General features: G+C 67.5%; 25 protein-coding genes and 1 pseudogene. 11 read left to right on the plus strand and 15 right to left on the minus strand.

Features of this window, described 5'->3' with window-relative positions; translation table 11 throughout:
- The 4 genes and pseudogenes from BDO18943_RS34965 to BDO18943_RS34980 form a co-directional block, all read left to right on the plus strand.
- Positions 1-190: pseudogene (locus BDO18943_RS34965) on the plus strand (urea transporter); the annotation flags it as partial.
- Positions 165-941, plus strand: a complete 777-nt coding sequence (locus BDO18943_RS34970) for a class II aldolase/adducin family protein (protein ID WP_043177273.1) — start codon at positions 165-167, stop codon at positions 939-941. The pseudogene BDO18943_RS34965 and the gene BDO18943_RS34970, both read left to right, overlap by 26 nt.
- A gap of 50 nt (positions 942-991) precedes the next feature.
- A complete protein-coding gene (locus BDO18943_RS34975; RefSeq protein ID WP_039344138.1) occupies positions 992-1,180 on the plus strand; it encodes a 4-oxalocrotonate tautomerase in 189 nt (62 codons plus the stop codon).
- Between the two features lie 193 nt (positions 1,181-1,373).
- Positions 1,374-6,215: an NAD-glutamate dehydrogenase gene (locus BDO18943_RS34980; RefSeq protein ID WP_175025828.1), complete on the plus strand. Its 4,842-nt coding sequence runs from the start codon at positions 1,374-1,376 to the stop codon at positions 6,213-6,215.
- A 22-nt stretch (positions 6,216-6,237) separates the two neighbouring features.
- Here BDO18943_RS34980 and BDO18943_RS34985 read toward each other — a convergent pair whose 3' ends face one another.
- The 5 genes from BDO18943_RS34985 to BDO18943_RS35005 all read right to left on the minus strand — a co-directional run bounded on the left by BDO18943_RS34985 (position 6,238) and on the right by BDO18943_RS35005 (position 9,361).
- On the minus strand, positions 6,238-7,098 hold the full coding sequence (locus BDO18943_RS34985) for a class I SAM-dependent methyltransferase (RefSeq protein WP_175025829.1): 861 nt from the start codon (positions 7,096-7,098) through the stop codon (positions 6,238-6,240).
- Positions 7,099-7,105: 7 nt separating this feature from the next.
- Complete coding sequence (locus BDO18943_RS34990; protein WP_043177283.1) at positions 7,106-7,456, minus strand: VOC family protein; 351 nt, start codon at positions 7,454-7,456, stop codon at positions 7,106-7,108.
- A gap of 1 nt (position 7,457) precedes the next feature.
- Positions 7,458-7,634, minus strand: a complete 177-nt coding sequence (locus tag BDO18943_RS34995) for a ribbon-helix-helix domain-containing protein (protein ID WP_089452540.1) — start codon at positions 7,632-7,634, stop codon at positions 7,458-7,460.
- A gap of 90 nt (positions 7,635-7,724) precedes the next feature.
- Positions 7,725-8,555 (minus strand): arylamine N-acetyltransferase family protein, encoded by an 831-nt coding sequence (locus BDO18943_RS35000; protein ID WP_175025830.1) that lies wholly within the window; start codon positions 8,553-8,555, stop codon positions 7,725-7,727.
- 122 nt (positions 8,556-8,677) lie between these two features.
- Entirely contained in the window at positions 8,678-9,361 is a 684-nt protein-coding gene (locus BDO18943_RS35005) for a hypothetical protein (protein ID WP_175025831.1), read from the minus strand.
- Positions 9,362-9,739: 378 nt separating this feature from the next.
- On the opposite strand from BDO18943_RS35005, the gene BDO18943_RS35010 reads away from it, so the two are divergent.
- Positions 9,740-10,009 carry a hypothetical protein gene (locus tag BDO18943_RS35010; protein ID WP_175025832.1) on the plus strand — a complete coding sequence of 90 codons (270 nt, stop codon included), beginning with the start codon at positions 9,740-9,742 and terminating at the stop codon, positions 10,007-10,009.
- On the opposite strand, the gene BDO18943_RS35015 is transcribed toward BDO18943_RS35010, so the two are convergent.
- Positions 9,952-11,436 (minus strand): amidase, encoded by a 1,485-nt coding sequence (locus BDO18943_RS35015; protein WP_175025833.1) that lies wholly within the window; start codon positions 11,434-11,436, stop codon positions 9,952-9,954. The two genes, BDO18943_RS35010 and BDO18943_RS35015, sit on opposite strands and share 58 nt — an antisense overlap.
- 367 nt (positions 11,437-11,803) lie before the next feature.
- Between BDO18943_RS35015 and BDO18943_RS35020 the strand changes: the two genes are divergently transcribed.
- The 3 genes from BDO18943_RS35020 (at position 11,804) to BDO18943_RS35030 (ending at position 13,893) form a co-directional block, all read left to right on the plus strand.
- A complete protein-coding gene (locus tag BDO18943_RS35020) occupies positions 11,804-12,238 on the plus strand; it encodes a universal stress protein (RefSeq protein ID WP_175025834.1) in 435 nt (144 codons plus the stop codon).
- A 641-nt stretch (positions 12,239-12,879) separates the two neighbouring features.
- Entirely contained in the window at positions 12,880-13,128 is a 249-nt protein-coding gene (locus tag BDO18943_RS35025) for a hypothetical protein (protein ID WP_039344123.1), read from the plus strand.
- Positions 13,129-13,419: 291 nt separating this feature from the next.
- A complete protein-coding gene (locus BDO18943_RS35030) occupies positions 13,420-13,893 on the plus strand; it encodes a nuclear transport factor 2 family protein (RefSeq protein ID WP_043177296.1) in 474 nt (157 codons plus the stop codon).
- 8 nt (positions 13,894-13,901) lie between these two features.
- Here the strand turns inward: BDO18943_RS35030 and BDO18943_RS35035 are convergent, their stop codons facing one another.
- Positions 13,902-14,657, minus strand: a complete 756-nt coding sequence (locus tag BDO18943_RS35035) for a BPL-N domain-containing protein (RefSeq protein ID WP_175025835.1) — start codon at positions 14,655-14,657, stop codon at positions 13,902-13,904.
- Between the two features lie 608 nt (positions 14,658-15,265).
- Between BDO18943_RS35035 and acnB the strand changes: the two genes are divergently transcribed.
- Positions 15,266-17,851: a bifunctional aconitate hydratase 2/2-methylisocitrate dehydratase gene (gene acnB / locus BDO18943_RS35040; RefSeq protein ID WP_175025836.1), complete on the plus strand. Its 2,586-nt coding sequence runs from the start codon at positions 15,266-15,268 to the stop codon at positions 17,849-17,851.
- Positions 17,852-17,968: 117 nt separating this feature from the next.
- Here acnB and BDO18943_RS35045 read toward each other — a convergent pair whose 3' ends face one another.
- The 6 genes from BDO18943_RS35045 to BDO18943_RS35070 all read right to left on the minus strand — a co-directional run bounded on the left by BDO18943_RS35045 (position 17,969) and on the right by BDO18943_RS35070 (position 22,838).
- Positions 17,969-18,481, minus strand: coding sequence for a DUF4274 domain-containing protein (locus tag BDO18943_RS35045; protein WP_175025837.1), 513 nt, complete (start codon positions 18,479-18,481; stop codon positions 17,969-17,971).
- Positions 18,482-18,557: 76 nt separating this feature from the next.
- On the minus strand, positions 18,558-18,971 hold the full coding sequence (locus BDO18943_RS35050; protein ID WP_175025861.1) for a PPC domain-containing DNA-binding protein: 414 nt from the start codon (positions 18,969-18,971) through the stop codon (positions 18,558-18,560).
- A gap of 85 nt (positions 18,972-19,056) precedes the next feature.
- Positions 19,057-19,440: a hypothetical protein gene (locus BDO18943_RS35055; RefSeq protein WP_175025838.1), complete on the minus strand. Its 384-nt coding sequence runs from the start codon at positions 19,438-19,440 to the stop codon at positions 19,057-19,059.
- Positions 19,441-19,712: 272 nt separating this feature from the next.
- Positions 19,713-20,735 (minus strand): 2Fe-2S iron-sulfur cluster-binding protein, encoded by a 1,023-nt coding sequence (locus tag BDO18943_RS35060; protein ID WP_175025839.1) that lies wholly within the window; start codon positions 20,733-20,735, stop codon positions 19,713-19,715.
- Positions 20,736-20,748: 13 nt separating this feature from the next.
- Positions 20,749-22,416 (minus strand): hydroxylamine reductase, encoded by a 1,668-nt coding sequence (gene hcp / locus BDO18943_RS35065; RefSeq protein ID WP_175025840.1) that lies wholly within the window; start codon positions 22,414-22,416, stop codon positions 20,749-20,751.
- A gap of 194 nt (positions 22,417-22,610) precedes the next feature.
- Positions 22,611-22,838 (minus strand): DUF3079 domain-containing protein, encoded by a 228-nt coding sequence (locus BDO18943_RS35070; RefSeq protein WP_175025841.1) that lies wholly within the window; start codon positions 22,836-22,838, stop codon positions 22,611-22,613.
- Between the two features lie 177 nt (positions 22,839-23,015).
- On the opposite strand from BDO18943_RS35070, the gene BDO18943_RS35075 reads away from it, so the two are divergent.
- Positions 23,016-23,942, plus strand: a complete 927-nt coding sequence (locus tag BDO18943_RS35075; protein WP_175025842.1) for an ADP-ribosylglycohydrolase family protein — start codon at positions 23,016-23,018, stop codon at positions 23,940-23,942.
- Between the two features lie 189 nt (positions 23,943-24,131).
- Complete coding sequence (locus tag BDO18943_RS35080; RefSeq protein ID WP_175025843.1) at positions 24,132-24,377, plus strand: hypothetical protein; 246 nt, start codon at positions 24,132-24,134, stop codon at positions 24,375-24,377.
- Between the two features lie 44 nt (positions 24,378-24,421).
- On the opposite strand, the gene BDO18943_RS35085 is transcribed toward BDO18943_RS35080, so the two are convergent.
- Both BDO18943_RS35085 and BDO18943_RS35090 read right to left on the minus strand, forming a co-directional pair.
- Entirely contained in the window at positions 24,422-24,973 is a 552-nt protein-coding gene (locus tag BDO18943_RS35085) for a GNAT family N-acetyltransferase (protein ID WP_175025844.1), read from the minus strand.
- A gap of 169 nt (positions 24,974-25,142) precedes the next feature.
- Complete coding sequence (locus BDO18943_RS35090; protein WP_175025845.1) at positions 25,143-26,543, minus strand: MFS transporter; 1,401 nt, start codon at positions 26,541-26,543, stop codon at positions 25,143-25,145.
- Positions 26,544-26,553: the final 10 nt, after the last annotated feature.

Below are 26,553 nucleotides of genomic sequence, written 5' to 3' on the forward strand. Positions count from 1 at the left end.
GCTGATGCCGCGCGGCCCGCGCGCGGCGCTCGCGGCCGCCGCGCTGGCCGCCCTGATCCAGTGGCTCGCGACCCGCGCCGGCATTCCCGCGTTCACGGCCCCGTTCGCGCTCGCGTCGTGGGGCACGGTGATCGTCGCGCGCCGCTTCACCCTCGGAGAACCCGATGTCGTCATTCGCACACCGTCCTGATGCCGTGAAACCCGGCGGCCCGATCTCGGACGCCGAACGCCAGATGCGCGTCGACCTCGCCGCCGCATACCGGCTCGTCGCGCTGAACGGCTGGGACGACCTGATCTACACGCACCTTTCCGCGACCGTCCCCGGCGAGCCCGGCCACTTCCTGATCAACCCGTTCGGCCTCACGTTCGACGAAGTCCGCGCCTCGAATCTCGTGAAGATCGACCTGGCCGGCAACCGGATCGGCGACAGCGAGCATGCGGTCAACGTGACGGGCTTCGCGCTGCACGCGGCCGTGCACGCCGCGCGCGCCGACGCCGTGTGCGTGATGCACCTGCACAATACGGCCGGCATCGCCGTGTCGATCCAGCGCGACGGGCTGCTGCCCGCGTCGCAGCACGCGCTGCGGTTTCATGGCGACCTCGCGTACCACGACTACGAGGCGCTCGCGTTCTCGCCAGCCGAAGGCGCGCGGCTGACCGCGAGCCTCGGCGCGAAATCCGCGATGCTGCTGCGCAACCATGGCACGCTGACGGTCGGCCGCACCGTGGCCGAAGCCTATGTGCTGATGGATACGCTGATCAAGGCGTGCGACATCCAGGTGCGCGCGCAGGCTGGCGGCGGGCCGCTCGTGCTGCCCGACCCGGCCATCGCCGACCGAACCGCCGAACAGCTGCGCGACGGCGGCGCGATCGAAGGCGAACTGGAATGGCCGGCGCTGCTGCGCCGGCTCGACCGGATCGATCCGACGTATCGCGACTGACGCCGCCGGCTCCCAACCCATCATTCACCCCAACCATCGGAGCATCCGTCATGCCGACTTTCAATATCCAGCTCTTCGAAGGCCGCACCGTCGACCAGAAGCGCGCATTCGTCGAAGCGATCACGCGCGTCACGTGCGAGACGCTCGGCTGCGAGCCGGGCTCGGTCGACATCATCCTGACCGACGTGAAGAAAGAGAACTGGGCGACGGCCGGCAAGCTGTGGAGCGACGAGCGCTGAGCGTCAAAGGCGGCGTCGCTTCGGCGCTGCCTGCCCTGCACTGATTCACCCACAGTGGCGCCCGCAACGGGCGCCGCGAGCGGCTTCCTCCGGCCCGCCCCTCGTTGTGCGCCCGCACATCGCTTTGTCACGCAATCGGCGCATAATGCCGGACAGACGCAGCAGCCGATGGCCACCCGACGAGGAGACCGCCATGGAAGCGAAGAACGAGGAAGTCGTCGCACACCTGCTCTCGGACGTCGTCGAATTCGCGCGCGGGCGCCTGCCCGAAGCCACGTTCCGGATCGTCGAACCCTTCCTGCGTCATTACTACGATTTCGCCGATGCCGACGATCTGCAGAGCCGCAGCATCGCCGATCTCTACGGCGCCGCGATGGCGCACTGGCAGACCGCCCAGAAATTCGTGACCGGCAGCGAACGGCTGCGCGTGTACAACCCGATCCTCGAACAGCACGGCTGGCATTCCGACCACACGGTCATCGAGATCGTCAACGACGACATGCCGTTCCTCGTCGATTCGGTGACGATGGCCGTCAACCGCCTCGGGCTCGCGCTGCACTCGGCGCTGCACCCGGTATTCCGCATCTGGCGCGGTCGCGATGGCGCCATCGAGCGCGTCGATGCGGGCGGCGCGACGCCCGGCGACGGCCAGTCGCAGCTCGCGTCGTTCATCCATTTCGAAGTCGACCGCTGCGGCGATGCCGCGCTGCTCAACACGTTGCGCAACGACATCGCGCACGTGCTCGGCGACGTGCGCGCGTCGGTGGAAGACTGGCCGAAGATCGTCGACATCGCGCGCGCGACGATCAAGGAAATGAAGGCGCGCGAATCGACCGCGGAAGACATCGAGGCACGCGCGTTCCTCGAATGGATGGCCGCCGATCACTTCACGTTCCTCGGCCAGCGCGACTACGCGCTGGTATCGGACGGCACCGGCTTCGGGCTGCGCGGCATCGAAGGCACCGGCTTCGGCATCCTGCGCGAATCGCTGCGCACGTCGGGCGCGCCCGACGTCACGCCGCTGCCGCCGGCCGCCGCCGACATCATCACCGGCTCCTGGCCGATCTTCCTGACCAAGGCGAATTCGCGCGCGACCGTGCACCGGCCCGGCTATCTCGACTACGTCGGCGTGAAACTCGTCGGCCCCGATGGCAAGGTCACCGGCGAACGCCGCTTCATCGGGCTCTACACGTCGACCGCCTACATGGTGTCGAGCGCCGAGATTCCGATCGTGCGCCGCAAGTGCGCGAACATCGTGCGGCGCGCGGGCTTCTTGCCGAAGGGGCATCTCGGCAAGTCGCTCGTGACGGTGCTCGAAACCTATCCGCGTGACGAGCTGTTCCAGGCCGACGAAGACCAGCTCTACGACATCGCGCTCGGCATCCTGCGGCTGCAGGAACACCAGCGCACGCGCCTGTTCGTGCGGCGCGACCGCTTCGACCGCTTCGTGTCGTGCCTCGTGTTCGTGCCGCGCGACAAGTACAACACCGACCTGCGCCGGCGCATCGCGAAGCTGCTCGTCGACGCGTACAACGGCGTGAACGTCGAATTCACGCCGCTGCTGTCGGAATCGGCGATCGCGCGCATCCATTTCGTCGTGCATGCGGAACCGGGCACGATGCCCGACGTCGACACGCGCGAGCTCGAAACGCGGCTCGTGCAGGTCACGCGCCGCTGGCAGGACGATCTCGCCGACGCGCTGCTCGACGCATTCGGCGAAGAGCAAGGCAACCGCCTGCTGCAGCGCTATGCCGACTCGTTCCCGGCCGGCTATCGCGACGACTATCCGGCGCGCACGGCCGTGCGCGACATCGAGCTGATCGAGCGTGTGAAGGATTCGGGGCAGCTCGCGATGAACCTGTACCGGCCGATCGAGGCCGAGGCGCGTGCGTTCCGCTTCAAGGTCTATCGCGCGGGCGACCCAATCGCGCTGTCGCGCAGCCTGCCGATGCTCGAGCATCTCGGCGTGCGCGTCGACGAGGAGCGGCCGTACCGGATCCATACGCAGGATGCCGCGCATGCGTGGGTACACGACTTCGGCCTCGAGCTCGCCGACGATACCGAATTCGACATCGAGCGCGTGAAGGGCCTGTTCGAAGATGCGTTCGACCAGATCTGGAGCGGCCGGATCGAGAACGACGACTTCAACCGCCTCGTGCTGCGCGCCCACCTGAGCGCACGCGAAGTGACGATCCTGCGCGCGTATGCGAAGTATCTGCGGCAAGTCGGCTCGACGTTCAGCGACGCCTATATCGAACGCGCGCTGACCGGCAATCCGTCGATCGCGCGGCAGCTCGTCGAGCTGTTCCTGCTACGCTTCGACCCGGCCACCGGCGACACGCGCGACGTGCAGGCCGAACGGCTGCTGAAAGAGATCGAAGGCGCGCTCGACCAAGTGCCGAACCTCGACGAGGATCGCATCCTGCGCCAGTTCCTCGGCGTGATCAACGCGACCGAGCGCACCAACTACTTCCTGGCCGACGCGAACGGCAACTCGAAACCGTACCTGTCGTTCAAGTTCAATCCGGCGAAGGTACCGGGCCTGCCCGAACCGAAGCCGATGTTCGAGATCTGGGTGTATTCGCCGCGGGTCGAGGGCGTACACCTGCGCGGCGGGCGCGTCGCGCGCGGCGGCCTGCGCTGGTCGGATCGCCGTGAGGATTTCCGCACCGAAGTGCTCGGGCTGATGAAGGCGCAGATGGTGAAGAACGTCGTGATCGTGCCGGTCGGCTCGAAAGGCGGCTTCGTCGTGAAGAACCCGCCGCCGCCGAGCGATCGCGAAGCGTGGATGCGCGAAGGCATCGCGTGCTACCAGACCTTCCTGCGCGGCCTGCTCGACCTGACCGACAACCTGGTGAGCAACGCGATCGTGCCGCCGCCCGACGTCGTGCGCCACGATCCGGATGACCCGTACCTGGTCGTCGCCGCCGACAAGGGCACGGCCACCTTCTCCGACTACGCGAACGCGATCTCGCACGAATACGGCTTCTGGCTCGACGACGCGTTCGCGTCCGGCGGCTCGGTCGGCTACGACCACAAGAAGATGGCGATCACCGCGCGCGGCGCGTGGGAATCGGTGAAGCGGCATTTCCGCGAGATGGGCATCGATACGCAGACGACCGACTTCACGGTGGTCGGCGTCGGCGACATGTCGGGCGACGTGTTCGGCAACGGGATGCTGCTGTCGCCGCATATCCGCCTGGTCGCCGCGTTCGATCACCGGCACGTATTCCTCGACCCGAACCCCGATCCCGCGACGAGCTTCGCGGAGCGCGCACGCATGTTCGCGCTCGAACGTTCGAGCTGGGCCGACTACGATCCGGCGTCGATCTCGTCGGGCGGCGGCGTCTATCCGCGCACCGCGAAGACGATCCCGCTGTCGCCGGCCGTGCAGGCCGCGCTCGGCATCGACGCGCACGCGCTGCCGCCGGCCGAGCTGATCCGCGCGATCCTGCAGGCGCCGGTCGACCTGCTGTACAACGGCGGCATCGGCACCTACGTGAAGGCCGCGCGCGAAACCCACCTCCAGGTGGGCGACCGCGCGAACGACGCGGTGCGCGTGAACGGCACGGACCTGCGCTGCAAGGTGGTCGGCGAAGGCGGCAACCTCGGCTGCACACAGTTCGGCCGGATCGAGTTCGCGCAGCGTGGCGGCCGCATCAACACCGATGCGATCGACAACTCGGCCGGCGTCGATTGTTCGGATCACGAAGTCAACATCAAGATCCTGCTCGGGCTCGTCGTGTCCGATGGCGAGATGACCGAGAAGCAACGCAATGCGCTGCTCGCGGAGATGACCGACGAAGTCGGGCTGCTCGTGCTGCGCGACAACTACTACCAGACGCAGGCGCTGTCGATCGCCGGCCGCTATGCGGTCGAGATGCTCGACGCCGAGGCGCGCCTGATGCGCTGGCTCGAACGCGCGGGGCGCCTGAACCGCGTGATCGAATTCCTGCCGACCGACGACGAAGTCGCCGAGCGCCAGACCGCGAAGCTCGGCCTCACGTCGCCGGAACGCGCGGTGCTGCTCGCGTACAGCAAGATGTGGCTGTACGACGCGCTGCTCGAATCCGACGTGCCCGAGGATCCGCTGGTGGCCGCGATGCTCGTCGACTACTTCCCGAAGCCGCTGCAGCAGCGCTTCAGCGAACCGATGCGCCGCCATCCGCTGCGCCGCGAGATCCTCGCGACGCACCTGACCAACGCGCTGGTGAACCGCGTCGGCTGTGCGTTCGTGCACCGGCTGATGGAGGAAACCAACGCGATACCCGGCGATATCGTGCGGGCGTGCATCATGGCGCGCGACGTGTTCGACCTCGATGCGGTGTGGCGCGACATCGACGCGCTCGACAACCGCGTCGCCGACGACGTGCAGGCGCGCATGTTCGTCGACGTCGCACGATTGCTGGAGCGCGCGGCACTGTGGTTCCTGCGGCATCTGCAATCCGGCGCGGTGGCCGACGGCGGCGTCGTCGAGCTGATCGCACGCTGCCGCGATGCGGCGGAGCGGCTCGCGCCGCAACTGCCGTCGCTGCTGCCGGCCGACGATCTCGAAGCGCTGTCCGAGCGGCAGCGCGTGCTGGTCGAAGCCGGCGTCGACAGCGCGCTGGCGGTGCGCGTCGCGAGCGGCGACATCTCGGCCGCGCTGCTCGACATCGCCGAAGTGGCCGCGGCGAGCAACCGCAGCCTCGAACTCGTCGCGGGCGTCTATTTCTCGCTCGGCACGCTGCTCAATTACAGCTGGATCGGCGAACGCGCGGCGACACTGCCGACGCCGACGCACTGGGACATGCTGGCGCGCGCGGCCGCGCTCGCGGAAGTCGCGCGCCTCAAGCGCACACTCGCGACGAGCGCCCTCGCGGAATCGCCGGATTCGACCACGCCGGAGACGATCGTCGGCGCGTGGCGCGCGCGCCGCGAAGCCGCGCTCGTGCGCTACGAGCACCTGCTCGCGGACCTGCGCGCGTCGGGCGGCGCGAGCCTCGCGGTGCTGCTCGTGGTCGTGCGGGAAATGGCCGTGCTCGAACGCGCTTGACGGGCGTGGTGAACGCGACGGCTCAGACCGTCGCGACCAGCAGCTCTTCCGCGTTGTTCGGCGGCCGCAGGCCGTCGGTGCGATCGGCGAAATAGCGACGCGTCAGTTCGGCGGCCGAGACGTGCGCGGCTTGCGCAAAGCCGGCCTCCCGCGCGAGCGCCTGGATCTGCGCCGGCATGAAGAAGCTGATGAACGGCGTGCCGCTTGCGCGTGCGCCCTTCGCGGCCATTTCGAGCCCGGGGCGCACGTCCGGATCCGCATTCTCCAGCGGCAGCAGGAACGTCATCGCGAGCGTCGAGCCCGGCGCGAGCGATGCGACTTCGCGCAACGCGGCCGCGTTCGCTTCGTGCGTCAGGTACATGCTGACGCCGGTGGACACCACGACCGCCGGCTTGCCGGCATCGAAGCCCGCGCCGACGAGCGCCGCGAGCCACGACTGTTTCGCCTCGAAATCGACCGGCACGAAACGCAGCCAGTCGGGCACGCCGAAACCGAGCTCGACCAGACGGCGCTGCTTCCATGCCTGCGGCACGGGCGGATCGACCTCGAAGACGGTCACGCGCGACGCCATGTCGGGCCGGCGCTGCACGAAGCTGTCGAGGCCTGCGCCGAGGATTACGTACTGGCTCACGCCGCGCGCGGCCTGCTCGGTCACCAGATCTTCGATAAAGCGCGCCCGCGCGACGATCGACGCACGGAACGGCCGCGTGAACTGCGGATCCATGTCGCCGCGCTGCTGCCAGCCGGGTTCCGGTGCGAGCAGTTGCAGCCCGACCTCGTCGACGAGCACATGCGGCGGCGCGTCGAGTTCGACGTGCAGTGCGCGCCACAGCGCAACGCGCGCGGCCGTGCTGTCGGGGGCGCTTTCGCGGGGTTCGGTCATGGCCGCCTCACGCGCCCTGCTTGCCCGGCGCCTGCAGACGCCACACGCGGCCGTCCGGGTCGCGCACGGTCATGTCGCGCGTGCCCCAGTGCGTATCCTCGAACGGCGTGACGACGTCGACGATCGGCTGCGGCTGCACCGCCTGTTCATCCGGCACCTTGAGCACGACCTGCATGTCCGGCGTCTCGCCCGGCGGGACTTCGGCGATGAACAGAAAGGGGCCGTCGCCGCTGCGCAGCTGGCCCGAGTGATGATCGGTCTCGAACTCCAGCGTGAAGCCCAGCGCCTGGAAGAATTTCGCCGACTTGCCCCAGTTGTGCGTCGTCAGGTACACCGCTTCGATTCGCTCGGATGACATGTCACTCCTCCTTGGTGGATGGCCCCGTGCCCGGCGGCGGCGCGGCCAGGTACGCGCGCAATGCATCGGCCACCAGCGCGGACAGCGATTGCTCCGTTTCGATGGCGCGATGCTTGACCTGCCGGATCAGGCTGAGCGGCAGGTACACGTTGAATTGCTTCACTTCTTCGTCGGTCATGGAGCTAGTATGCTAGCAATCTAGCAAATGTCAACCGCAGCCGCGGCCCGTGTTTGCGGGCCGCCGTTGGCTATCGATCGTGAGTCCGGCTTACGTCGCGGCGCGCGCCGCCAGCCGCGCGAACAGCGCGTCGAGGTCGAATCCCGTCGTGTCGATGCCGATCGTGTCGCGCAGGCATGCGCCCCATGTGGCCGCATCGTCGAACGTGACGGTGCGCCCGACACCCGCCGCGTCGCGGATCGTCAGCGTGGTGTTGCGCAGCGCTGCACGGCCGTCCGGCAGCACGCGACAGGCAATCAGGTTATGCAGGAAGATCGATTCGGGATAGGTCGACGTGAACCAGTTCGCGGCGTCGTAATCGATCCACTCGACCCGCTTCGGCTGAAAGCGGTAGGTGGTCTGCCAACTTTCGGGCGTCTCGATCTGCATGTCGAATTCACCGTCGACCGGCGCGGCGACGACGCGGAACGCGCCGTGCGGCGTCAGTTGCCGCTCGTCCGGCACGAAACGCAGCGGCGCAGTGAGCGTCGCGCTGCCGAAGCCGATGTCCGCGAGCCAGGCCGCACCGTCGAGATCGATGCGCAGCAGCATGTGCGTATGCGCGGTGGCGACTTCCGGCGGCAGCATCCAGCGCACGCGCGCGATCATCGGCGTCACGCGAAAGCCGATCGTCGTGAGCGCGGTGTAGAACAGCTTGTTGAGTTCGAAGCAGTAGCCGCCGCGGCGATGTGCGAGCACCTTGTCGACGATCGAAGGCAGGTCGAGTGCGACGCGCGCACCGGTCAGCGGATTGAGGTTTTCGAACGGAATCGCCTGCGGGTGCAGCAGGTGCAGCCGGCGCAGCACGTCGAGCGTCGGCTCGACCGGGCCGTCGTAGCCGATGCGGGAGAAATAGCGCGAGAGGTCGAACGAGTCTGTCATGAACCTGCACCGAAAAAAGGGACACGCCACGATAGCATCGCGCGGAATCCCCATGTTGGGCGGGGCGATCTTCGTCGTCGCGCGCGATGCCGGCACCGCATCGCGCGCAGCCCCGCGCAACGTTACGGCAGCAGCTTCAGCGCGGACGAGGCGACCGACGGCACCGAAATGCCCTGGCTCGTCGCGAATTGCACGGCCTGGCTGAGCGTCGCCGCGAGCGACTGCAACTGGCCCGGTGCGCTTTGCGCGATATACGACGCAGCCTGCATGTTCTGCGGATTCAGGCCCGACTGCAACAGCGACGCCGCGCTCGTCGAACCGAGATTGCCGAGCCCCGACTGCAGCTGCGAATACTGCGTGAGCCCCTGCCCGAGCGACGCGAGGCCGTTGCTGAACGCCTGCTTGTCGATCGGCCCGTGCGTCGCGCCGCCGCTCGCGAATGCCTGGCCGAGCGCCTGTGACACCGATTGCTGCGCGCCCCCCATCTGCGACAGCGCGGCCGGCGTCAGCGCTTCGCCGCCAGAGAGCTGGCTCGCGGCCTGCTGCGCCTGCCCGGCCGCGCCGGTGAGCCCCATCGCCGACGCAAGCGAAGACTGGCCGGTCAGCACCTGCTGGTTCGCGCCGACATAGGCCTGCAGCAGTTGCCCGACACCGCCCTGCGCAGGCGCCGCCTGCTGCCCGCCGCCGAGCAGCGATGCGCCGAGCGACTGCAGGTCGAGCTGCGCGTGCGCGGCACCGCTTGCCAGCATGCTGAACGCAATGCCTGCCGAGGCCAGGTACCGGCCCGTCGCGCGAATCTGCTTCATGTGTTTTCCTCGTGCCCGAATTGTTGAGGCCGATATTGTCGAAGCGCGCCGCGCGCGGCCGCAACGACTGAAACACATCGAAACGAAATCGCGCGGCGCGGCCGCTTGCAATTCGGCGACCGGCGTACGCGGCCGGGCGGATTCGTCCGCATTTGCCGGGCGATATCGGGCGGGAGCTGGAATTCGTTCGCGAGCCGCGTCAATGGCGGCGTTGCCGGGTTTCCCAGACGATGCCGGAGGGGCGGCCAGCCGTCGCGCGTGTCGCACTGCACGTCGAATTCACCGTCGACCGGCACGGCGGCGACGCGGAACGTGCCGAGCAGCGTCTAATGACGTGACGCCACGCCGTCGCACAACACGCCTGTGCCCGTGCCTGGCGTGCCCCGCGCCGTCGAACAACACGTTCGGGAATCAAAGCAAAACGGGCGGCTTGTCGCCGCCCGCCTGTCGATCTGCCATGCGCCCATCCGCACCGGCTTCGGCTTCGGCTTCGGCTTCGGCTTCGGCTTCGGCTTCGGCTTCGGCTTCGGCTTCGGCTTCGGCTTCGGCTATCGGCTATCGGCTATTTGCTATCGACCAGCGCCGCCGCGTTACGCAGCCATCCACCCCGGCAACCGTCCGCCGACCCAATCAGCCGCCTGCTCATAGCCACGCGCAAGCTGCAACACCGCGAGATCGGCGCGCGGACGCCCGATCAGCTGCATCCCCATCGGCAGCCCCGCGTCGTTGAAGCCGACCGGCACGCTGATCACCGGGCAGCCGGCCAGCGTCCACGGCACGACCGTTTCCATCCAGCGGTGGTAGGTATCCATCGCGCGGCCCGCGATCTCCTTCGGCCAGCGCTGGTCGACGTCGAACGGGAACACCTGCGCGGTCGGCGCCGCGATGAAGTCGTAGCGGTCGAAGAAGCTCAGCACGGCCTGATGCCACGCGGTGCGCTCGACGCTCGCGTCGAACACGGCCGCACCCTGCATCGCGAGCAGCCCTTCGACCTCGTAGATCGCCTCGGGCTTCAGCAGCGCACGGCGCGCCGGGTCGCGATAGTGCGCCAGCAGCCCGCCGCCGGACAGCAGGTGCCGGTGCGTGAGCCACAGGCGCCAGATCCGGTCGGGCGCGAACGCCGGCAGCGCGGCATCGACGTCGCAGCCGATCTCGCGCAGCGTCGCCAGCCCCTGTTCGCACAGCGCGAGCACGCCAGCCTCGGTCGCGAGATAGCCGTTCCAGTCACCGACCCATGCGATGCGCTTGCCGCGCAGGTCGGTGTCGAGCGGCTGCGCGAACATGGCCGGATCATCCGCAAGCGACAGCGGATCGTTGCGGTCGTAGCCGGCCTGGATCGCGAGCAGCTGCGCGACGTCGCCGACCGTACGGCCCATCGGCCCTTCGATGCCGAGTTGCTGCACGAACACGTCGACGCCCGGCCAGCGCGGCACGCGGCCCTGCGACGGACGGAAGCCGTAGATGTTGCAGAACGCGGCCGGATTGCGCAGCGAACCGCCGAAATCGCTGCCGTCCGCCACCGGCAACAGCCGCGACGCGAGCGCCGCCGCCGTGCCGCCGCTGCTGCCGCCCGCGCTCTTCTTCAGGTCGTACGGGTTGCGCGTCGCGCCGTAGACTTCGTTGAACGTGTGCGAGCCGAGCCCGAATTCGGGCGTGTTGGTCTTGCCGATGAAGATCGCGCCGGCCGCGCGCATCCGCGCGACACCCACGGAATCGGCCTGCGGCACGTTTTCGCGGAAGATCGGCGAGCCGTAGGTCGTCCGCAGCCCCTTCGTCATCGCCAGATCCTTCGGCGCCTGCGGCATCCCGTGCATCCAGCCGTGGTACTCGCCGCGCGCCAGCGCGGCATCCTTCTCCGCGGCTTCGGCGAGCAGCGCGTCGCGATCGCGCAGCGCGACGATCGCGTTGACCGCGCCGTTCACGCGCTCGACGTGATCGAGATACGCGCGCATCGTCTCGACGCACGACACGGCCTTGCCGCGGATCGCCGACGCGAGCTCGCCCGCCGACAGGCGCACGATCGGATCGACGGGGATGGAAGCGGGAGCGAGAAGCTGCGGGGCGCCGTGCGGCATGCGGAGTCTCCTGGAATCGGAATGGAATGACGGGCCGCGTGGCGGCGGTCGCTCCCGAACCGGCCGGGAGCGGCCGCGCCGCGGCCGATGCACTACTCTACGCGACGCCGGATCGGCAACCTCCGATATTTTCCGCCGCGATTCATTGCGGTTTCGACTGAATCGGGGCGGCGGGCCACGCGTCGCGCACACCGGCCCGGCCGATGAAATCGTTTATGCGCATAAACTTAAATTTCTTATATTTCTATTAGGTGCGGCGCGAGGCAGCGCGCGTTAACGACATTTTTACGCGCTCGCCCGCTCTCTTTAGATGGTTCGACCCGGCGGCGCGCTACGCTGGAATCATCTCGTTCCCTGGACAACATTCATGCTCAAGCTGCTGGTTCCGGTCGGCCACTCTCCACGATCGCTTCAGGCGGTTCGCCATGCGACCTTCCTGTATCGCGAACGTTGCGCGTCGGAGATCGTACTGATCAACGTTCAGGCACCGCTCGAATCGACGCGGCTCGAGGCCTACCATCCGCTGTCGCGGTTGCGTTCGATCGAGGAGAAGTTCGCGTCCGACGATCTGGCCATGGCCGAGCGGATTCTGCAGGAAGCCGGCGTCGAGTACAGCGTCGTGATGAAGGTGGGCCCGGTGGCCGACACGATCGCCGCCGTGGCAGCGGAGACGGGATGCGACGAGATCGTGGTCGTCGCGCCGCGGCACGACCCGTTGCATGCGTTGATGTCAGTGTTCCGCCGCAGCGTGATGAGCCGGCTGGTACGGATTTCGAATGTGCCGGTAACCGCCGTGCAATGACGGCGATGACGCGCGGCGGCGCGTCGACGGGCGTTCGCTGATGGGCCGCACGCCAACACCCGTGACAGACGGGCGAACGAGCAGTGCGACACAGGTGCGCGTTGCCGCCCGCACGCGCACCGGCCTTCACGCAGCGCTTAATCGATGACCTTGCGCCAGAACACGAAATAGGCGGCTGCCGACGATGCAACGAGCAGGATGGCCCACATCGGGGCGAGGCTGATCAGGACGGAAGAGACGTTAAGCATTTGGATTCCTCACTATTTCGATAGCAATGTTCAACACGCACCTGCTTGCCGGAACCGATGCATTCGTCCGCGATCGCGTTCCGTCAAATCATGCATTCATGCTATCGCTTTGAACGGCCGCGCGACCGCCCCGTCCCGCCCGTACCCTGACATTCGTCAAACTCGCGCGAATCGCGTGCCTGCCGCGCTGAAAACCATCGCGCGAATGCCGCGCCGCATGTCCGGTTTCGCCCGCCTGCCGCATTGAAGCCGCGCCCTCCTTCCGCACGCAAAGCACGAAAAACGGGACAGGATCACCGCGCTTCCCCTGTTTCAGCAGACGTTTACCGGGGGAACCCCCAAGTGCTTCGTCGAACGGGTCCGCGTTACGCTTGAGCGACGAGGAGACGAACCATGAGACGAGCCGTACATATCGCTGTTTTCGCGCTGCTGGCGTATCTCATTGGCGATCGCGCGATCCTGCATGCGCAGGGCCGCGACACCAGCCCGCTTGCGTGCGAACAGGGCGCCGCGCAGGTGAAGGTCGACGCGCTCGGCCGCGGCTTCGGCGAAGCGGCCGCCAGCAGCCAGAGCGAGGCATTCATGTCGGGCTGCCTGGTGACGGGGCGCGGCAACCAGGACGTCGCGCTGGCGAACCGCTGACGTACGTCGGTTGACGCGCCGGTCGCGCCCGGGTCACAAGGCCTGAACCGGCGCCACGTGCGCCCGCATCCCTTCCCGCTTATTTCGACCGAAGTCGCGACGCATGTCACGGCCCGGACGGCGGTGCCGCCGAACGTCTGCACGTGACCGCCATCATCGCGGGGCAAACGCGTCGACGTCGGCTCGATCGGCGGATCCTTGCCGCCCAGCACGCCCCCGTCGATCGACCGGCCGAATTTCCGGCCGCCGCGTCACGGCTCCGCTTCATTCGCAGCAACACCCCATCCAGAGATGAACCATCCGCACACCGAGTTGATCCAGCGCTTCTACACGGCGTTCCAGCAGCGCGACATCGACGCCATGCTCGCCTGCTATGCCGATGACGTCGTCTTCAGCGATCCCGCATTCGGCGAGTTGCGCGGCGACCTCGCACGCGACATGTGGCGCATGCTGGTCGCGCGGGCGCAGGACTTTTCCTTGACGTTCGGCGACGTCGACGCGGATCAACAGGCCGGGCGTGCCGAGTGGATCGCCCACTACCGGTTCACCGCGACCGGCCGGATGGTGGTCAACCGGATCGACGCGCGGTTCCGGTTTCGCGACGGACTCATCGTCGAGCATCGCGACAGCTTCGACCTGTGGCGCTGGGCGCGTCAGGCGCTGGGACTGAAAGGCGCGCTGCTCGGCTGGACGCCTTTCGTGCAACGCGCGATCCGCGCGCAGGCGCGGAAAAATCTCGACGCGTATCGCGCCAAACGGAAATAGCACCACCGTTATGGCTTCATCGTCGCATTGATCAGGTCGTAAGCCATGTCCGGCAGCACGCCGTCCGGATTCTTGAGACCGTACTGGCTGTACCAGCTTTCGTCCGCTTCGGGATGCGGGCCGACGAGCCCGACGCGGCCTTTGCCGTAGCGATAGGTCGCGGCCGCGATATCGCGGTTCGGATAGGTCGCCAGCACGACCGCGCCGGGAGCGGCCGGAAGCATCGCGCCATCCTGGAAGTAGATCCAGCGCCGTTTCCCGCGCCATACCACCGGCGTCACCGTGTCCGCGATACCGTGAAGCGTCGAGCGTGGCCGGTCGACTTCGGTGTCGATCTCGCCGTCGACCAGCCCGAAACCCGGAGCGCCCGCCAGGTAGGCGCCCATGCAGATGCCCAGATAGCGCCCGCCGTTCGACACGTATTGCCGCACGGCCTGGATCGAGCGCTTCCCGATGCTGGCCGCTGCGCCCGGGATGTCCTGCCCGCCGCCGGGCTGGACATACAGCGCGGCGCCCGCCAGGACTGCGGGCGTGATCTTGAGTTTTTCCGCCGGCCCGACGTAGATCACGCGGAACCGGTGGTCCGATTCCCGCAGGCGCCTCGCAATCGTCTCGGGGCAACCATCGCACGCGGCCGGGCCGCGATAGACCAGCGCGACGGGACGGCTGGCGGAGCCGCGCGTTTCGTCGCCGGCCGCGGCCGCCTGCACGACCGACGAAGCGACGAGCGACACCACCACGAAAACCGATTCTCTGTATCGCATGCTGTTGATCGAAAGGACTGACGGACGCGCGGCCGTTCGGGACAGGGCGATCGGCACGCACCGCTGCTCGCCTCGGCTTTTGAAACCTGATTGAAAGCCGCGCGAAATGGAGCGTAGGCGCGCGAAAGCGCCATGTGTGTACCGTTTCCTTGCGTGCTTGTGCAGATATGTGCGCCACGGCCCCGGCAGCAGGGCTCCCGGGACTTCGTTACCGGTCGCGCCCCTCGCCTGCCGTCCCGAACGGCCCGCGCCCGTTCCGCATGACGGCATGCCTGATCCGACGGGAGCGGCCTGGCGCGAACGGACGATCCCGGGCCGCAGTTGGCCACCCGGCCCCGCCGCCCGCGCACATCCCGGCGGCGGTCGGAACCACCCGGAACCCCTCTCCCGCGTTCACGCCCAGGCAAGCCACCGAAACACGTCCGAAAAACCCAACTCCCCCGTCCCATCGGGCTTTTCCGTGCCGCGCCCAGCAACTCTTATATAAGACATAAGACATTTGACGTTACAGAGCATTGAGATTAGAATCCCGCTCAAAGCAGTGCCTGGAACAGCCCCGGAGTGCCGGCAAGGCCTTCCCCTCAAACGCAATATCAGCAGGTCTCCCCATGCTTGAAAACTTTCGTGCTCACGTGGCCGCCCGCGCCGCGCTCGGTATTCCTCCCCTGCCGCTGACGGCTCAGCAGACCGCCGAACTGGTGGAACTGCTGGCGAACCCGCCTGCCGGCGAAGAGCAGACGCTCGTCGACCTGATCACCCATCGCGTGCCTGCCGGCGTCGACGAAGCCGCCCGCGTGAAGGCCGGCTTCCTGGCTGCCGTGGCCAAGGGCGAGACCGCCTCCCCGCTGATCTCGCGCGAACGCGCGACCGAACTGCTCGGCACGATGCTGGGCGGCTACAACATCCAGCCGCTGATCGAGCTGCTGTCCGATGAAGCCGTCGCAGCCGTGGCCGCCGACGCACTGAAGAAAACCCTGCTGATGTTCGACCAGTTCCATGACGTCAAGGAACTCGCCGACAAGGGCAACGCGCACGCGAAGGCCGTGCTGCAAAGCTGGGCCGACGCCGAATGGTTCACGAGCCGTCCGGAAGTGCCGCAAAGCCTGACCATCACCGTGTTCAAGGTGACGGGCGAAACCAACACCGACGACCTGTCGCCGGCCCCGGACGCCACCACCCGCCCGGACATCCCGATGCACGCACTGGCGATGCTGAAGAACGCACGCCCGGGCATCACGCCGGAAGAAGACGGCAAGCGCGGCCCGGTCAAGTTCATCGAATCGCTGAAGGAAAAGGGTCACCTGGTCGCCTACGTGGGCGACGTGGTCGGCACCGGCTCCTCGCGCAAGTCGGCCACCAACTCGGTGCTGTGGTTCACCGGCGAAGACATCCCGTTCGTGCCGAACAAGCGCTTCGGCGGCGTGTGCCTCGGCAGCAAGATCGCCCCGATCTTCTACAACACGATGGAAGATGCCGGCGCGCTGCCGATCGAGCTCGACGTGTCGCAGATGGAAATGGGCGACGTGGTCGAACTGCGCCCGTACGATGGCAAGGCACTGAAGGACGGCAACGTGATCGCCGAATTCCAGGTCAAGTCCGACGTGCTGTTCGACGAAGTGCGCGCCGGCGGCCGCATTCCGCTGATCATCGGCCGCGGCCTGACCGCGAAGGCACGTGAAGCGCTGGGCCTCGCGCCGTCGACGCTGTTCCGCCTGCCGCACCAGCCGGCCGACAGCGGCAAGGGCTTCTCGCTCGCGCAGAAGATGGTCGGCCGCGCATGCGGTCTGCCGGAAGGCCAGGGCGTCCGCCCGGGCACGTACTGCGAACCGAAGATGACCTCGGTCGGCTCGCAGGACACCACGGGCCCGATGACCCGCGACGAACTGAAGGATCTCGCATGCCTCGGCTTCTCGGCCGATCTCGTGATGCAGTCGTTCTGCCACACCGCCGCTTATCCGAAGCCGGTCGACGTGAAGACGCACCAGACGCTGCCGAACTTCATCAGCACGCGTGGCGGTATCGCGCTGCGCCCGGGCGACGGCGTGATCCACTCGTGGCTGAACCGCATGCTGCTGCCCGACACCGTCGGCACCGGCGGCGATTCGCACACCCGCTTCCCGATCGGTATCAGCTTCCCGGCAGGTTCGGGCCTGGTCGCGTTCGCGGCCGCCACCGGCACGATGCCGCTGGACATGCCGGAATCGGTGCTGGTCCGCTTCAAGGGCAAGATGCAGCCGGGCGTCACGCTGCGTGACCTCGTCAACGCGATCCCGCTGTACGCGATCAAGCAAGGCATGCTGACGGTCGCCAAGCAAGGCAAGAAGAACATCTTCTCGGGCCGTATCCTCGAAATCGAAGGCCTGCCCGACCTGAAGGTCGAGCAAGCGTTCGAGCTGTCGGATGCGTCGGCAGAGCGTTCGGCAGCCGGTTGCTCGGTGCACCTGAACAAGGAACCGATCATCGAATACCTCAACAGCAACATCACGCTGCTGAAGTGGATGATCGCGCAGGGCTACCAGGATCCGCGCAGCCTGCAGCGCCGTATCGAAGCGATGGAACAGTGGCTGGCCGACCCGCAACTGCTGTCGCCGGATGCCGACGCCGAGTACGCGGCCGTCATCGAGATCGACCTCGCCGACATCCACGAGCCGATCGTCGCATGCCCGAACGACCCGGACGACGTGAAGACGCTGTCGGACGTCGCAGGCGCGAAGATCGACGAAGTGTTCATCGGCTCGTGCATGACCAACATCGGTCACTTCCGTGCAGCGTCGAAGCTGCTCGAAGGCAAGCGCGACATCCCGGTCAAGCTGTGGGTCGCGCCGCCGACCAAGATGGACCAGAAGCAACTGACCGAAGAAGGCCACTACGGCGTGTTCGGCACGGCTGGTGCGCGTACCGAAATGCCGGGCTGCTCGCTGTGCATGGGTAACCAGGCACAAGTGCGCGAAGGCGCGACGGTCATGTCGACGTCGACCCGCAACTTCCCGAACCGCCTGGGCAAGAACACGAACGTGTACCTCGGCTCGGCGGAACTGGCAGCGATCTGCTCGCGTCTGGGCAAGATCCCGACCAAGGAAGAGTACATGGCCGACATGGGCGTGCTCACCGCGAACGGCGACAAGATCTACAAGTACATGAACTTCGACCAGATCGAAGACTTCAAGGAAGTGGCCGACACCGTGCAGCTGTAAGCACGCGCAGCGGGCTGCGACGGGCGGTTGACGTCGCGGCACCACGCAATGGCGCCGCAGGCTGAATGCCCGCGGCGCCATTTTTTTATCGGGCGCCGGAGGGCAGCGCCGGCCCGGTCACTTGTGAAGCGCGTAAAGCCGCTCGACCACGTCGAACGGCAAGCCTTCGTCGTACCCTTCCGCTTCGTCGAGATCGACATACTCGCGGCCGTCGGTCGGCTGCAGCATCAGCGCCGGCACTGGTCGCGCGACCGGGAGATCGGGATAGTCGTTCGGGCTCGCGCCTTCGTAGTCATGCGGATCGAACCAGATCCCGTGATCGGCGTAATAGCCGTCGGCATAACGCTGCTCGATTTCACGCACCAGCCGGAACTGGTCCAGTTGATACGACGCGTTGCCCAGGTCGCTTTCGTTCGCGTACTGCACGAACCACGCGGCGCCCAGACTCCAGTAGATCAGCAGCGCGGTGGCGCGATCGATGTTGCGGTTGTCGAGCAGCCAGCGCAGCGCGCGGCTGTTACCGTCGTAATTGGAGCGCGCGGCGAAGCGGTGCAATTGCTCGGGCGTCGCGCCCTCGAGCCAGGTGCGGACGATATCCCACGCCTTTTGTTCGATGTCGGAATCATCCATGGATGGCGGCCTCGCGGAACGGTGAATGGCGAAAAAGCGTCGAATGACCGCCAATTCTAACGCGGCTTCGCAACCGTCACGCGCCCTCGCCGCCCGGCTGGCGGCGGATCACCAGTTCGTTGAAGCTGGTGTGCGGGTCGGGTTCGCGCGCAAAGCGATGCGCGGGAAGCACGGCAAGCAGGATCTCGGCGGTCGTGCGCACCACGCAGCCGCTGGCCACGTGGCCGCCCGACACGCGGCCGACCACATCGGAAACGGACATGTGCAAGTGCGCGCCGTCCGGCGATACCGAGCCGGCCAGCGTCAGGATTTCGAGGTCGCCGCGCAGTTCGGTCGGCACGTCGGCCCCGGCAAAGCGCAACTGCGCGACGCTCAGGCTGCCGATGCCCTGGATCACGAAGGCTGCGTGCGCGTCGTGCTGACGCAATGCGTGCTCGATCGACGCGCGCAGGTCGTCGCCGGGGGAAAGACGCAGGGGGTGGGCTTGCATGGTCGTGATCCTGTTCGGGGCCGGGATGTCGACCAAGGGTAAGTTCGTGACGGCAATCCGGCAAGCCCGCCGGTCGCCCGCCCGGTCAGAGATCGAGCCGGAGGCACTCGAATTCGACCGCGCCGTCGCATGGCAACTCGCCCATGTCGAGCGTGAAGCCGACCACGTCGATCAATCCCTGCTCCCGATCGATGACCCACCCGCATCCGCGGTAGCCGTACGGGTTCCCGGTTTTCCCGATCCATTGCCGGCTGGCTGCACGTCTTGCGTCGTCGGGCCAATCGTCGAGACAGGCCGCCCGGACCTCGCAGTCGACTGCCGACACCGGCGTTCGCACGATGTCGTCGACGCGCGCGTCGCCTCCGAACGAGAACACCGTGATCGCGTGTTCGCCGCACCGTAACGTCACCGCCGCGCACTCGCTGTCGGTTGAATATGGCGCGACGTGCATCACCACCACCTGCTCCATGTCGTGCCTCCATGCCCCGATGCCGCCGCCGTGTCGTCGGCTGCGCGGATTGCGCTCCGTCGTCCGTCACCGGCGCCGGTCCCGGGCGCAAGCATACCGTCAGCGACGCGCGCGCGCCGGCTCGCGCCCTCCGGACGAATGCGCGGCGACGCCGTGCGACGGCTTCGCGGCAACGGACCAGCGGACCGCGCTGGCACGTTGCACACCGGGCGGCGCAGCCTTCCACTGGCGCCGCCATACCCGCAGCGCACCATCGGTGCCGGATGCAAGCATCACACGGTGAAACGCTCGCTCGCGAACTGCGCATCGGGCACGCCTGCCGCCATTGCCACGTCCCGTACACCCTGCACGAGCGGGGGCGGTCCGCACACGTAGAGGTCCGGTGGCGCGCCGACCTGCGCGAGCGCCGCGCGCAACGCATCGACCGGCGTGCCACTGAACCCGGCCCACTCCCCGCCCGGCCGCCAGACGCACAGATCGACGCGCAACTGCGGCAGGTCCGCTTGCAATCGCGTGAGTTCATCCATCATGAACAGTTCGCTTTCCTGATTGACGCCGAAGAACAGCCGCGCGTCGACCATCTCCTGAAATTCAGCCATGCGCCGCAGCATCGACAGGATCGGCGCGAGCCCGGTGCCGCCCGCGACGAACCAGCGCGGCCGCAGGCTGTCCGCGAACAGCCCGAAGCCGCCCATCGGCACGCGCACGGTCAGCGGATCGCCCGGCCGCGCGCGCTCGCGCAGGTAGGTCGAAAACCAGCCGCCCGGCCGCAGCCGGATCAGGAACTCGAGGCGGCCGTCCCAGTTGCTCGTGTTCGCGAGCGAATACGGGCGGCGCATACCGCTGCCCGGCACCTCGAGTTCCGCGAACTGGCCCGGCTCGAATTCCGCGGCCGAGCCGAACGCGTCGTCGGGCTCGACCTGCAGCTCGACGCGCATCGTGTCGGCCGCGATCGTCTCGAGCGCCGCGATCCGCGCGGTGCGCACGGGCACCGGATGCAGCAACACCTTGGTGCGGTCGTACGGCGCGGCGACCCGCAGATCGCCGCGCGGCCGGGTCCGGCACAACAGGACCACGCCGCGCTGGCCGGCCGGCAGCACGCCGGCACTGTCGGTCGACGTCTCGTACGCGCCGTCGACGACGGTCGCCTGGCACGCGCCGCAGCTTCCGCGCCGGCATTGCGACGGCAGCGTGATATCGGCCTCGGCCGCTGCCGACAGCAGATCCTGCCCGGCATCGCAGGCGAAGCCGAAGCGCTCGCCGTCGCGTGTCGTGATCTCGATGCGATAAGTCATCGAACGATCCCGCTCAAGCGGCCTGGCGCGCCAGCGACGCGGCCAGGTCGGTACCGGCGTCGCCGATCGGCTGGATGCCGAACTGCTCGACCAGCACCGCCAGCACGCCCGGCGTCACGAAGGCCGGAAGCGTCGGCCCGAGGCGGATGTTGCGCAGGCCGAGCGCGAGCAGCGTCAGCAGCACGGCGGCCGCCTTTTGCTCGAACCACGAGATCACGAGCGACAGCGGCAGGTCGTTCACCCCGCATTCGAATGCGTCGGCGAGCGCCGTCGCGATCCGGATCGCCGAGTAGCTGTCGTTGCACTGCCCGAGGTCGAGCAGGCGCGGAATGCCGCCGATATCGCCGAACGCGTGCCGGTTGAACCGGTACTTGTTGCAGCCGAGCGTCATCACGACCGTATCGTCCGGCGCCTGCTCCGCGAACTCGGTGTAGTAGTTGCGGCCCGGTGCCGCGCCGTCGCAGCCGCCGATCAGGAAGAAATGGCGGATCTGTCCGGCCTTGACCGCGTCGATGACCTTGTCCGCGACACCGAGCACCGCATGCCGGCCGAAGCCGACCGTGATCGTCTCCTCCGGCGCCGTGGCCGGGAACCCGGGCAGCGCCTGCGCGGCGCGGATCAGCGTCGAGAAATCGTGATGCTCGAGATGGCGCACACCCGGCCAGCCGACCGGACCCGTCGTGAAGATCCGCTGCCGGTATTGCGGCATCGGTTCGATGATGCAGTTGGACGTCATCAGGATCGGCCCCGGGAAATGCGCGAAGTCGCTCTGCTGATCCTGCCATGCGCCGCCGTAGTTGCCGGCCAGATGCGGAAACGCCCTCAACACCGGATACGCATGGGCCGGCAGCATCTCGCCGTGCGTGTACACCTGGATGCCGGTGCCGGCCGTCTGTTCGAGCAGCGCGTGCAGATCGCCGAGATCGTGGCCCGACACGAGGATCGCCTTGCCCGCCACCGGCGACACGCGCACGGCCGTCGGTTGCTGCGCGCCGAAGCGGCCGGTGTTCGCGCTGTCGAGCAGTTCCATGACCGTCAGGTTCAACCGGCCGAGGTCGAGTGCCTGCGCGAGCAGCGCGTTGACGTCGTCGGGGTCGCGCGCGAGAAACGCGAGCGCCGCCTCGATCCCCTCGTAGATGTCGTCGCGCTCGTAGCCGAGCACCCGCGCATGATGCGCGTACGCGCACACGCCCTTCAGCCCGTACAGCACCAGCGCGCGCAGGCCGACGATGTCCGCGCCCACCTTGTCGAGCCCGTGGTCCACGCCGACGCTCTTGGCCTGCTCCAGCAGCCCGGCCAGATCGTCCGCCGGCTGCCACATCGCCGGCCCGTGCTGCGCCGGGACGACCGTGCCCGCCGCCCGCGCGCTCGCGTCGCATGCGGCCTTCACGCGGTCGCGCATCTGCGCCGCTTCGCGCAACAGCGCGACGAAACGGGCCGCATGGAAGTTCACGTTGGTCAGCGTCGTGAACATCGCATACAGCACGAACCGGTCGGCATCGCGATCCGGTGCGCCCATCGCACGCGCGATCGCACCGTATTGCGCAATGCCCTTCACTGCATGGACCAGCAGATCCTGCAGGTCCGCCGTCGTTGCATCCTTGCCGCAGTTGCCTTTCGCCGATGCACAGCCGGGCCGCGTGCCGGTCCTGTCAGTCTGTTCGCATTGATAGCAAAACACGGTGCTCTCCTTTCTCGATCATGGGGGCGCGGGTCGGCGCGAGCGACAGCGGAACGCGGGTTCCTGGCTGCCGGGCATCCCGCCCGCTTCAAGATGCGCGTCTTATGCATCTTTTTTCATGATGTTTCGGCACGCGTTTCGCAACCGTGATGCAGATCAAGAAACCGGATGCGCGCAGGTGAGGCAACTTGTCGCTATGACTGCCCGCCGGCTTCGGTCGCGGCTTCATGTTCGTTGTCGGCATCCGCGCCTTCGATGCCCCAGTCGCCGTATCGATACCAGTCGTCACCGAGCAGCTCGCTCGGGTGCTGCGTACGGCTGGAGCCATTGCCGCAACGCATCGCGTGTGTCGGGCAGTAGTTGTCGCATCCCCAGCAGATCCGCTCCGGATGCACGGGATGCAGTGGAAATTTCTTGGCCATGATCTTGTCTTCCCGATGTCGTTTGATCCGCTACCGTTCGACTCTAGCTCACCGGCGCACACGGGCCATGCGGCACTCGTTCGCACCGGCGGCGCGGCATCGGCTAGGCACGCGCACACGATTGGTCTAGGCTGCACGGTATTCCGCGGCGCGAGCCGCCAACCCGATCCCTGTCCGATGACCACCACTCCGAACCGACGATCCCGCTTGCGCGGCGGCCTGCTGGGCCTGCTGATCGGCGACGCGCTGGGCGTGCCGTATGAATTCCACGACGCCGAGTCGATTCCGCCGCCCGCCGCGATCGACATGACGCCACCGCCCGGCTTTGCGCGCGCCCACGACGGCGTGCCGCCCGGCACCTGGAGCGACGACGGCGCGCAGGCGCTCGCGCTGCTCGACGCGCTGTCGGACGACCACGCCCTGAATCTCGACACGTTCGCGCGCAACCTGCAGGACTGGTTTCATCGCGGCGCCTTCACGCCGGACGGCCGCGTGTTCGACGTCGGCCTGCAGACGCAGCGTGCATTCCACGCGCTGGCGGCCGGCGCGGCGCCAGTTGTTGCCGGCCCGAACGGCGAGCGCGACAACGGCAACGGCTCGCTGATGCGCTGCTTCCCGGTGGTCATGGTCGCCGCATCGCGCGACGAAGCGATCCGGCTCGCGTGCAAGCAGAGCGTCGTCACGCACGGCCACGTGCGCTCGCAACTGTGCTGTGCGCTCTATGGCCTGACGGCATGGGGCATCGTCGAAGGCCAGCCCGCGCCCGATGCCGTGCGCGCGGCCGAAGACGAGTTGCTGGCGCGCTACGCGGGCACCGCCGACGAGAGCGAACTGAAGATCGTGCTCGATGGCCGCTTCGATGCGCCGCAAGGATCCGGTTACGTGGTCGACAGCTTCTGGTCGTCAATCCATTGCCTGCTGTCGACGGGCAGCTACGAAGACTGCGTGAAGCGCGCGATCGCACTCGGCAACGATACGGATACGACAGCGGCCATCGCCGGTAGCCTCGCCGGCGCGCTGTACGGCGAGCACGCGTTGCCCACCCGCTGGGTCGCGGCGCTGCGCGGGAAAGAACAGGTCGAGGGCTGGCTCGCGAAACCGTGAGCGTGCCAAGGGAATACGCGGCAAACAGCGGAAGGAGATCTGATGGGGCAGTACGCGGACGCAGACTGGTACAGACGAAGCGTGGCCGACTACCTCGCGCAGTACGGTGCGGTTCCGCCGCCGTAGGTCATCGCGGCCGATTCGCATCCGTACGGCATGCGGTGGCGCATGGGCGGCGGCGAAACGTTCATGACGGTGTTTCAGGAATGGTGGGAACAGCACACGTGGCACGAGCGCGAGCGCGTGACCTACTTCCTGAAATGGGCGCCTCCGCCGCGCTGGATTCCGTGGATGGCCGACGTGATCCGGGATCTCGAACCGTGGGAAGAGGACGGCGAATTCGACTACACGCGCTACTACGCGCAGCTCAAGCAGTTGGGATTCGGCGGCACCGCCGACGTGGAAGCCGACATGGAAGACAGCCGCTGGGATTGATACAACCGGGCCATCGCCGGCCCGGCCGCATTACACGTCACGCATCACGCGCGCCGGTCGCTCGCCAGCAACCCGTACAGCGCGCTGTCCGATACGTCGTCCCCGACGATCCAGCGTTCGCGCAGTAACCCTTCCCGCGCAAAGCCGAGCCGTTCGAGCAGCCGCGCCGACGCTGCGTTGCGCGGATCGATATCGGCTTCGAGCCGGTTCAGCCGCAACGTGCCGAACGCGTGATCGATCACGGCCGATACCGCCTCGCGCATGTAACCGCCGCTCCAGAACTTGCGCCGCAGGCAGAAGCCGATCTCGGCGCGCCGGCATTGCTCGTTTGCATGGAACAGCACGCATTCGCCGAGCGCTTCGCCGGTTTCCCGCAGTTCGAGCACGCAGATCAGGTCCTGCCCGCTCGCGGAATTCTTCACGTTGCGCGCGACACGTTCGATCGCCTGTTCGATGTGCGTCATCGGCGAGAACGAGAAATAGCGCATCGCTTCCGCATCCGACCAGATCTCGAAGAAGGTGTGCGCATCGGCGTCGCGTAGCGGTCGCAGGACGAGGCGGGAGGTATCCAGCGTGACGGGTTCGAACAGAGGCATGGCGACAGTCGGTCGAAAACGGGATCGTGAATTAGAACACGCAAGCCGCAAGTCGGCCATCTCGCGCGTTCGCACGCTCCGCCGCACAGCAGCAACCCGATCGCCGCCAAACAAAAAGGCCCGGACATCGCCCGGACCTCTTCACTTCAGCCGCTACCGCCGGCCGCGCTTACGCTTCAAGCGCTTCGAGCACCTTCCCCTTCGTCTCGATCCCGACGAAGTGCACGGTCACCGCCGCGATCAGCGGCACGATGCCGATCAGGTAGAACGCCGGCGCGAGGTTGCCGCCGATGATCGCGTGCGGCACCACCATCGGCGCGACGAACGACGCGATCTTGAGCCACGCGCTGCCAAGCCCGCAGCCCGACGCGCGGATGCTCGTCGGATACTGCTCAGGCGTATAGACGTACGCGGTGATGAACCCCGACGCCATCAACCCGAGCGACAGCGAGCAGAAGATCGAGACGACATACACCGACGACGCATGATAGATGCCCGCGAACGCCAGCGACAGCGCGCACAGCACGAACGACCACACGATCACCGGCTTGCGGCCGAGCTTGTCGACGAGCAGTGCGGACGCCAGCGACCCGAGCACGCCCATCACCGAGCCGATCACCGCGAGGTTCAGCGCGAGCTGCAGCGGTGCGTGATAGAAGTTCTTGTAGATCGTCGGCAGCCACGTCGACAGCCCGTACTGGATGAACCCGCAGGTCGCCCACAACGTCGCCACCGCGAGCGTGCGCTTGCGATAGGCAGCGCTGAACAGATCGCTCATCTTGCGCTTCGGATGCTGGCGCACCATCTCGTCGAAAGCGGCCGCCTGCGTGACCGGCGGCAGCTCGCCGCGCACCGACGATTCAAACGCGCCGACCGCCCGCCCGGCTTCGGCCAGGCGCCCGCGCGACGCGAGCCAGCGCGGCGACTCCGGCACGATGCGCGTCAGCACGAGCGAGAGAATCAGCGGCAGCCCGCCGACGAAGTACATGATCTCCCAGCCAAAGCGCGGCACGAGCCACGCGCCGAGCGCCATCGACACGAGCAGGCCGATCGGGAACACGATCTCGTACAGCAGCACGAACCGGCCGCGGCCATGTGCACGCGTGATCTCGTTGATGTACGTCGCGGCAACCGGCAGCTCGCCGCCCAGGCCGAGGCCCTGCAGGATCCGCAGCAGCACGAAGATCTCGAAGGTCGGCGCGAAGCCGCACGCGATGCTCGTGACGCCGATCACGGCCGAGCTCCATGCGATCGCCTTCACGCGGCCGTGCTTCTCGGCCAGCGCCGGAAACAGGAAGGCGCCGATCAGCTGGCCGATCGCGCCGGATGCGATCAGCAGGCCGATCTGCGTCGGCGACAGCCCCCATTTGTGAATCAGCAGCGGCAGCGTCGCCGCGATCGTGATCACGTCGAAGCCGTCGAAGAACGTCGCGGTGCCGATCAGCACGCGCGCGCGGATCTGCATCGCGTTGGCCGGAAGCCGCTCGAGCCGCGCGATGATCGCGCCGGGCGTGGAGGCGGCAGCTTCCATCGTGGCGCGACCGGCCACGACGTTGTCGAAAGTGCTCATGCGGGGTGTC

It is taken from the genome of Burkholderia aenigmatica (assembly GCF_902499175.1).
Lineage (GTDB): Bacteria > Pseudomonadota > Gammaproteobacteria > Burkholderiales > Burkholderiaceae > Burkholderia > Burkholderia aenigmatica.

Coding starts and splice junctions, on each gene's coding strand:
- BDO18943_RS35030 (WP_043177296.1), top strand. CDS start 13,420: ATGAACCATCCGCACACCGAGTTGATCCAGCGCTTCTACACGGCGTTC.
- BDO18943_RS35075 (WP_175025842.1), top strand. CDS start 23,016: ATGACCACCACTCCGAACCGACGATCCCGCTTGCGCGGCGGCCTGCTG.
- BDO18943_RS35080 (WP_175025843.1), top strand. CDS start 24,132: ATGACGGTGTTTCAGGAATGGTGGGAACAGCACACGTGGCACGAGCGC.
- BDO18943_RS35085 (WP_175025844.1), bottom strand. CDS start 24,973: ATGCCTCTGTTCGAACCCGTCACGCTGGATACCTCCCGCCTCGTCCTG.
- BDO18943_RS35070 (WP_175025841.1), bottom strand. CDS start 22,838: ATGGCCAAGAAATTTCCACTGCATCCCGTGCATCCGGAGCGGATCTGC.
- BDO18943_RS35005 (WP_175025831.1), bottom strand. CDS start 9,361: ATGAAGCAGATTCGCGCGACGGGCCGGTACCTGGCCTCGGCAGGCATT.
- BDO18943_RS35060 (WP_175025839.1), bottom strand. CDS start 20,735: ATGACTTATCGCATCGAGATCACGACACGCGACGGCGAGCGCTTCGGC.
- BDO18943_RS35025 (WP_039344123.1), top strand. CDS start 12,880: ATGAGACGAGCCGTACATATCGCTGTTTTCGCGCTGCTGGCGTATCTC.
- BDO18943_RS35000 (WP_175025830.1), bottom strand. CDS start 8,555: ATGACAGACTCGTTCGACCTCTCGCGCTATTTCTCCCGCATCGGCTAC.
- BDO18943_RS35055 (WP_175025838.1), bottom strand. CDS start 19,440: ATGGAGCAGGTGGTGGTGATGCACGTCGCGCCATATTCAACCGACAGC.
- BDO18943_RS35090 (WP_175025845.1), bottom strand. CDS start 26,543: ATGAGCACTTTCGACAACGTCGTGGCCGGTCGCGCCACGATGGAAGCT.
- acnB (WP_175025836.1), top strand. CDS start 15,266: ATGCTTGAAAACTTTCGTGCTCACGTGGCCGCCCGCGCCGCGCTCGGT.
- BDO18943_RS34995 (WP_089452540.1), bottom strand. CDS start 7,634: ATGACCGACGAAGAAGTGAAGCAATTCAACGTGTACCTGCCGCTCAGC.
- BDO18943_RS34990 (WP_043177283.1), bottom strand. CDS start 7,456: ATGTCATCCGAGCGAATCGAAGCGGTGTACCTGACGACGCACAACTGG.
- BDO18943_RS34970 (WP_043177273.1), top strand. CDS start 165: ATGTCGTCATTCGCACACCGTCCTGATGCCGTGAAACCCGGCGGCCCG.
- BDO18943_RS35045 (WP_175025837.1), bottom strand. CDS start 18,481: ATGGATGATTCCGACATCGAACAAAAGGCGTGGGATATCGTCCGCACC.
- BDO18943_RS34975 (WP_039344138.1), top strand. CDS start 992: ATGCCGACTTTCAATATCCAGCTCTTCGAAGGCCGCACCGTCGACCAG.
- BDO18943_RS35020 (WP_175025834.1), top strand. CDS start 11,804: ATGCTCAAGCTGCTGGTTCCGGTCGGCCACTCTCCACGATCGCTTCAG.
- BDO18943_RS35050 (WP_175025861.1), bottom strand. CDS start 18,971: ATGCAAGCCCACCCCCTGCGTCTTTCCCCCGGCGACGACCTGCGCGCG.
- BDO18943_RS35015 (WP_175025833.1), bottom strand. CDS start 11,436: ATGCCGCACGGCGCCCCGCAGCTTCTCGCTCCCGCTTCCATCCCCGTC.
- BDO18943_RS34980 (WP_175025828.1), top strand. CDS start 1,374: ATGGAAGCGAAGAACGAGGAAGTCGTCGCACACCTGCTCTCGGACGTC.
- BDO18943_RS34985 (WP_175025829.1), bottom strand. CDS start 7,098: ATGACCGAACCCCGCGAAAGCGCCCCCGACAGCACGGCCGCGCGCGTT.
- BDO18943_RS35035 (WP_175025835.1), bottom strand. CDS start 14,657: ATGCGATACAGAGAATCGGTTTTCGTGGTGGTGTCGCTCGTCGCTTCG.